The organism is Pseudomonas sp. zjy_15 (assembly GCF_043101865.1).
GTDB lineage: Bacteria > Pseudomonadota > Gammaproteobacteria > Pseudomonadales > Pseudomonadaceae > Aquipseudomonas > Aquipseudomonas putida_Y.
Window position 1 is genome coordinate 1 of record NZ_JBICII010000002.1, and the last position, 6,332, is coordinate 6,332.

Annotated in this window: 3 protein-coding genes; 2 read left to right on the plus strand and 1 reads right to left on the minus strand. The window is 63.0% G+C overall.

What is annotated here, in order from left to right; all coding sequences use genetic code 11:
- Positions 1–443: 443 nt before the first annotated feature.
- Positions 444–1,508 carry a 23S rRNA (cytidine(2498)-2'-O)-methyltransferase RlmM gene (gene rlmM / locus ACF8EF_RS00010; protein ID WP_176684415.1) on the minus strand — a complete coding sequence of 355 codons (1,065 nt, stop codon included), beginning with the start codon at positions 1,506–1,508 and terminating at the stop codon, positions 444–446.
- A 224-nt stretch (positions 1,509–1,732) separates the two neighbouring features.
- On the opposite strand from rlmM, the gene acnA reads away from it, so the two are divergent.
- On the plus strand, positions 1,733–4,474 hold the full coding sequence (acnA, locus tag ACF8EF_RS00015) for an aconitate hydratase AcnA (RefSeq protein WP_392460322.1): 2,742 nt from the start codon (positions 1,733–1,735) through the stop codon (positions 4,472–4,474).
- A 251-nt stretch (positions 4,475–4,725) separates the two neighbouring features.
- Positions 4,726–6,291 carry a PAS domain-containing methyl-accepting chemotaxis protein gene (locus tag ACF8EF_RS00020; RefSeq protein ID WP_176684417.1) on the plus strand — a complete coding sequence of 522 codons (1,566 nt, stop codon included), beginning with the start codon at positions 4,726–4,728 and terminating at the stop codon, positions 6,289–6,291.
- Positions 6,292–6,332: the final 41 nt, after the last annotated feature.

The following is a 6,332-nucleotide window of genomic DNA, read 5'->3' on the forward strand; positions in this document are numbered from 1 at the left end:
AAAGGTGAGTCAGCGTCGCCATCGCAAATGGACGGTTCGCCGAGTCAAAACAGACGAGTTCGCTCTTTGCTTCTTGCTTCTTGGATGTGAGCATCCACATCAAGTAGGTATTCATTCGCGAAGGTGGCGCATAGTCACCTTTCCGCCCTTACGGCGGGTCCCTTTTTGTCGTGGCAAAAAGGAACCAAAAACCGTCGGCTCCCATCATCCGGCCCCTGCGCTGCGCTCCGGGGTCCCCTCGCTCCGGGCTTGCTCCCGGGAGGACCGCGCTGCAGGCCCCATCCTGGGGCCCAGCGCTTGACGGGCATCCATGCCCGTCACCTCCCTTCGCAAACCCTGCACTCGGCCTCCTGAAGTCGCAATCTGCGTCGCCTGAACTATCGCGCGCTTAGAAGCAACAGCAACAGCAACAGCAGAAGCAGAAGCAGAACGACGTGCTGGCCTCAGCGTGGCTTCAGATCGAGCCGCCGCAGGTGGCACGTCACTTCCTCGCGGTCGTGGTAAAGCTGCTTGCAGGCAATCGACACCCTGATCTTGCGTGCCTTGAATGTTGCCTCCATGCGGTCGAGCAGGCGCCGTACTTCGGCATAACGCTGCTTCATCGGCAACTTCAGGTTGACCACTGCCTCGCGGCACAACCCCTCACCCAGCCAGGTTTCGATCAGCGAGGTGGTACGCGCCGGCTTCTCGACGATATCGCACACCATCCAGTCTACCGGCTGCTTCGGCTGCCAGGTAAACCCATCGGCCATCAAGTGCTGGACCAGGCCGGTGTCCATCAGGCTTTCGGCCATCGGCCCGTTGTCAATGGCTGTCACCAGCATGCCACGGCGCACCAGCTGGTAGGTCCAGCCGCCCGGCGAGGCTCCCAGGTCGACACCGGTCATGTCATCACCCAGGCGCTGCTCCCACTGCTCACGCGGAATGAACTGGTGCCAGGCCTCTTCCAGCTTGAGTGTCGAACGGCTAGGTGCCTCGCGAGGGAACTTCAGGCGCGGGATGCCCATGGGCCACAACGCGCTGTTGCTGGCCGATGCAACGCCGACAAACACCCGCCGGCCGCTGATGAAGGTCAGTAGCAAACGTGGGCGGCCAGGGTCGTCGACCAGGCGGCCGGCCTTCTCCAGGGCCTTGCGCAACGGCACTTCGAACTTTCGGCAAAAGGTAGACAATTCCTTGCCTTCGTTGCTGTCCAGCACCTCAAGCCACAAGCTACCGAACACCGGGAGATCGGCCAACTGCGCCAGCAGTACGCTGATGCGGTCACTTTCCGGCAGTTCGACGTAACCGCCACGTGCCCACTGCCGCGGGAAAATCAGCTGGTTGAAGCGCAGCTCCCCCATCAAGCGCTCGGCACCGCCCTCCTCGCTACAGACAAACTCGGCGCTGGCACTTTGCGGCTTGCCTTTGGCATAGCCGGCAATGCCCAGGCGGGCGGCATGTTCGCTGATTTCGGCGCAAACCTCGCCCTCGAAACCGGGCCGGCAATGCATGAACAGGGTATTCATCTCTCACTCCACTACGGCTGGCGCACCACAGGCGCCGGCAGGGCGGCGATGATAAAGGAAGTTCGGAACCTGCGACACGCCCCGCCGGTCCAGAAAAGGGTCAGGTAGCGTAAACCGGTCTAACCTGACCATTCAGCCAGGTCCGTGCCGTGCGGACCGATACAGAGCGGTGCTGCCGGCAAACCGTGAATATTTGCCGGGCACCGGTGCAGAAGGAGTTGGCAATGCCCTCGCTCGATAGCCTGAACACCCTCAAGCCCCTCAAGGTCGGCGACCAGACCTACCATTACTTCAGCCTCACCGAGGCCGCCCGCCAGCTGGGTGACCTGCAGCGTCTGCCCATGTCGCTGAAAGTGCTGCTGGAAAATCTGCTGCGCTGGGAGGATGGTGCGACCGTCACCGGCGACGACTTGCGCGCCATTGCCCACTGGCTGGGCGAACGGCGCTCCGACCGCGAGATCCAGTACCGCCCGGCGCGGGTGCTGATGCAGGACTTCACCGGCGTACCCGCCGTGGTCGACCTGGCGGCCATGCGCGCCGCCATGGCCAAGGCTGGCGGCGACCCGCAACGGATCAACCCGCTGTCACCGGTCGACCTGGTGATCGACCACTCGGTAATGGTCGACCGCTACGGCACGCCGCACGCCTTCGCCGAAAACGTCGACATCGAAATGCAGCGCAATGGTGAGCGCTATGCCTTTCTGCGTTGGGGCCAGAGCGCCTTCGACAATTTCCGCGTGGTACCCCCGGGCACTGGCATTTGCCACCAGGTCAACCTGGAATACCTGGGCCGCACGGTGTGGACCCGTGAGGCTGATGGCCGCACCTATGCCTTCCCCGATACCTTGGTAGGCACAGACTCGCACACCACCATGATCAACGGCCTGGGCGTACTCGGCTGGGGTGTCGGCGGCATCGAAGCGGAAGCGGCCATGCTCGGCCAGCCGGTATCGATGCTGATCCCCGAAGTGATCGGCTTCAAGCTGACCGGCAAGCTGCGGGAGGGCATCACTGCCACTGACCTGGTGCTGACCGTGACGCAAATGCTGCGCAAGAAAGGCGTGGTGGGCAAGTTCGTTGAATTCTATGGCGACGGCCTGGCCGAGCTGCCCCTGGCCGACCGCGCGACCATCGCCAACATGGCACCGGAATACGGCGCCACCTGTGGTTTCTTCCCGGTCGACCAGGTCACCCTGGACTATCTGCGCCTTTCGGGCCGCCCCGAAGCGACCGTGCAGCTGGTGGAGCAGTACTGCAAGGCGCAGGGCATGTGGCGCCTGCCCGGCCATGAGCCGTCATTCAGCGACACGCTGGCACTGGACATGGACGAGGTCGAAGCCAGCCTGGCCGGGCCCAAACGGCCGCAGGACCGCGTAGCACTGGGCCAGGTCAGCCAAGCCTTCGACCACTTCATCGAGCTGCAGCCCAAACCGCTGACCAAAGAAGTTGGCCGCCTGGAAAGCGAGGGCGGCGGCGGTGTGGCGGTGGGCAACGCCGACCAGACCGGCGCAATCGACTACAGCCATCAGGGCCAGACCCATACCCTGCGCGATGGGGCCGTGGTGATTGCCGCGATCACCTCATGTACCAACACGTCCAACCCCAGCGTGATGATGGCTGCCGGGCTGGTGGCGAAAAAAGCACTGGAAAAGGGCCTGCAACGCAAACCTTGGGTCAAGAGTTCGCTGGCGCCGGGCTCCAAAGTCGTCACCGACTACTTCAAGGCAGCCGGGCTCACGCCTTACCTCGACCAACTCGGTTTTGATCTGGTCGGCTATGGCTGCACCACCTGCATCGGCAACTCCGGCCCGCTGGACGAGGCGATCGAAAAAGCCATTGGCAGCGCCGACCTCACCGTGGCCTCGGTGCTATCGGGCAACCGCAACTTCGAGGGCCGCGTGCACCCACTGGTCAAGACCAACTGGCTGGCCTCGCCCCCGCTGGTGGTGGCCTACGCCCTGGCCGGCAGCGTGCGCCTGGACCTGACACGCGACCCGCTAGGCTCAGGCAAGGACGGCCAACCGGTCTACCTGCGTGATATCTGGCCGAGTCAGCAGGAAATTGCCGAGGCTGTGGCCAAGGTCGATACGGCGATGTTCCACAAGGAATACGCCGAAGTGTTTGCCGGTGATGCGCAGTGGCAGGCCATCGAGGTGCCACAGGCCGCCACTTACGTGTGGCAGGCTGACTCCACCTACATCCAGCACCCACCGTTCTTCGACGGCATCGGCGGGCCGCCGCCACAAATTGCCAATATTCACGGCGCACGGGTGCTGGCACTGTTGGGCGACTCCGTGACCACTGACCACATTTCCCCCGCCGGCAACATCAAGACCGACAGCCCGGCCGGGCGCTACCTGCGAGAACAGGGTGTGGAGCCACGCGATTTCAACTCCTACGGTTCGCGGCGTGGCAACCATGAAGTGATGATGCGCGGCACCTTCGCCAACATCCGTATCCGCAACGAAATGCTGCCAGGTGAAGAAGGCGGCAACACCTTGCATGTGCCCACTGGCGAGAAGCTGTCGATCTACGACGCAGCCATGCGTTACCAGCAGGAAGGCACCCCGCTGCTGGTGATTGCCGGCCAGGAGTACGGCACCGGCTCGAGCCGCGACTGGGCAGCCAAGGGCACCAACCTGCTGGGGGTCAAGGCCGTGCTGGCAGAAAGCTTCGAGCGTATTCACCGCTCCAACCTGGTAGGCATGGGCGTGTTGCCGCTGCAATTCAAGGCCGGGCACAACCGCAAACAGCTGGGGCTGACCGGCAAGGAGCAGATCGACGTACTGGGGCTGGACGGCGCACATATCCGCCCCGGCATGAGCCTGTCCTTGCGCATTACCCGCGAGGATGGCCAGCAGGAACAGATCGAGGTGCTATGCCGGATTGATACCCTGAACGAGGTGGAGTACTTCAAGGCGGGGGGAATTCTGCATTATGTGTTGCGCCAGATGATCGCTGACTGAGACGGATAGCCTGGCACAAGATTTGTGCCGTTCTCTAAACCGAGCGCCGCGCGGGCGGCGCTTGGTTACATGGGCGCCGATGCCCCCACAGCCGCAAGCGTCCTAGTCCCGCGCGACAGGGCTGGCCCTTGGCCACCCATTCGGTCATCATCTGACTCACCCGTCATTGATGGCAATCAATGAACCAAATATCCATTCAATAAAACCAGCGGCTTGCCGATACCTGTCGAAAGCCCTGCGGACTATCACCCATGCGTAACAACCAGCCGATTACCCAGAGAGAACGGACTTTCCCTGCCCAGCAGCGGTTGATCTCCACCACCAACGCCAAGGGTGTGGTCACCTACTGCAACGATGCCTTTATCGAAATCAGTGGTTTCACCCGCGAGGAGCTGACTGGCGCACCGCACAACCTGGTGCGCCACCCCGACGTACCGCCTGCCGTGTTTGCCCATATGTGGCAAACCCTCAAGCAGGGCCAGCCGTGGATGGGTATCGTCAAGAACCGCTGCAAGTCCGGTGACCATTACTGGGTCAACGCCTATGTCACCCCCATCTTCGATAACAACCAGGTCGTCGGCTTCGAGTCGGTGCGGGTCAAGCCCACCGCCGAGCAGATCCGCCGCGCCGAGGCCCTGTACCAGCGCATCAACCAGGGCAAGCCGCCGGTACCGCGCCGCGACAAGTGGCTGCCGGTGCTGCAGGACTGGCTACCGTTCATCCTGATCAGCCAGATGGGCTTCCTGATCGGCAACTGGCTGGGTCATTCCTGGGGCTTTGCCTTGGCCGCAGGGCTTTCGGTACCACTGGGCCTGCTTGGTCTGAGCTGGCAGCAACGCGGCCTCAAGCGCCTGCTGCGACTGGCCGAGCAAACCACTTCCGACCCACTGATCGCGCAGATGTACACCGACAGCCGTGGCGTGCAGGCGCGCCTGGAAATGGCGATGCTCAGCCAGGACGCACGCATGAAAACCTGCCTGACGCGCCTACAAGACAGTGCCGAACACCTGAGCGACCAGGCACGCCAGTCCGATGCCTTGGCGCACAAGAGCTCTTCGGGGCTGGAGCGCCAGCGGGTGGAGACCGAGCAAGTCGCCGCTGCGGTAAACCAGATGGCTGCCACCACTCAGGAAGTGGCCAACCATGTGCAGCGCACCGCCGATGCCACCCAGGAAGCCAACCGCCTGACCAGCCAGGGCCGGCAGATTGCCGGAGAAACCCGCGAGGCCATCGAACGTCTGTCGGCGGCTGTGGGCGAGACCGGCCAGACGGTTACGCAACTGGCCAAAGACAGCGACGAGATTGGAGGCGTGGTCGACGTGATCAAGGGCATCGCCGACCAGACCAACCTGCTGGCGCTGAACGCAGCCATTGAAGCGGCGCGCGCCGGTGAAATGGGCCGTGGTTTTGCCGTGGTGGCTGATGAAGTGCGTCAGTTGGCCCAGCGCACCGCCGAATCCACCGGGCAGATTCACGGTTTGATCGCCAAGCTGCAACAGACCGCCAGCAACGCAGTACTGACCATGGAAACCGGCCACCGCCAGGCACAGGAAGGTGTTGATCGGGTTATGCAGGCTGACGAGGCGCTGGTAGGCATCAGCGAAGCGGTGGCCAATATTACCGACATGGCCACGCAGATTGCAGCTGCAACCGAGGAGCAGACCGCTGTGGCTGACGAGATCAGCCGCAACATCAGCACCATTGCCGAACTGGCCGACCAGACCGCCGAACAGGCGCAGCACTCGGCACTGCTGAGCGAAGAACTGACCAGCACGGCGGGCAGCCAGTATTCGCTGGTGGAGCGCTTCAACCGCTGAAGCTCGAGACTTCCGCTGGGGGTGACACCGGCTCTGCCGGT

Bases quoted from the DNA above. Each gene is read 5' to 3' on its own strand.
- acnA (WP_392460322.1), top strand. From the start codon at position 1,733: ATGCCCTCGCTCGATAGCCTGAACACCCTCAAGCCCCTCAAGGTCGGC.
- ACF8EF_RS00020 (WP_176684417.1), top strand. From the start codon at position 4,726: ATGCGTAACAACCAGCCGATTACCCAGAGAGAACGGACTTTCCCTGCC.
- rlmM (WP_176684415.1), bottom strand. From the start codon at position 1,508: ATGAATACCCTGTTCATGCATTGCCGGCCCGGTTTCGAGGGCGAGGTT.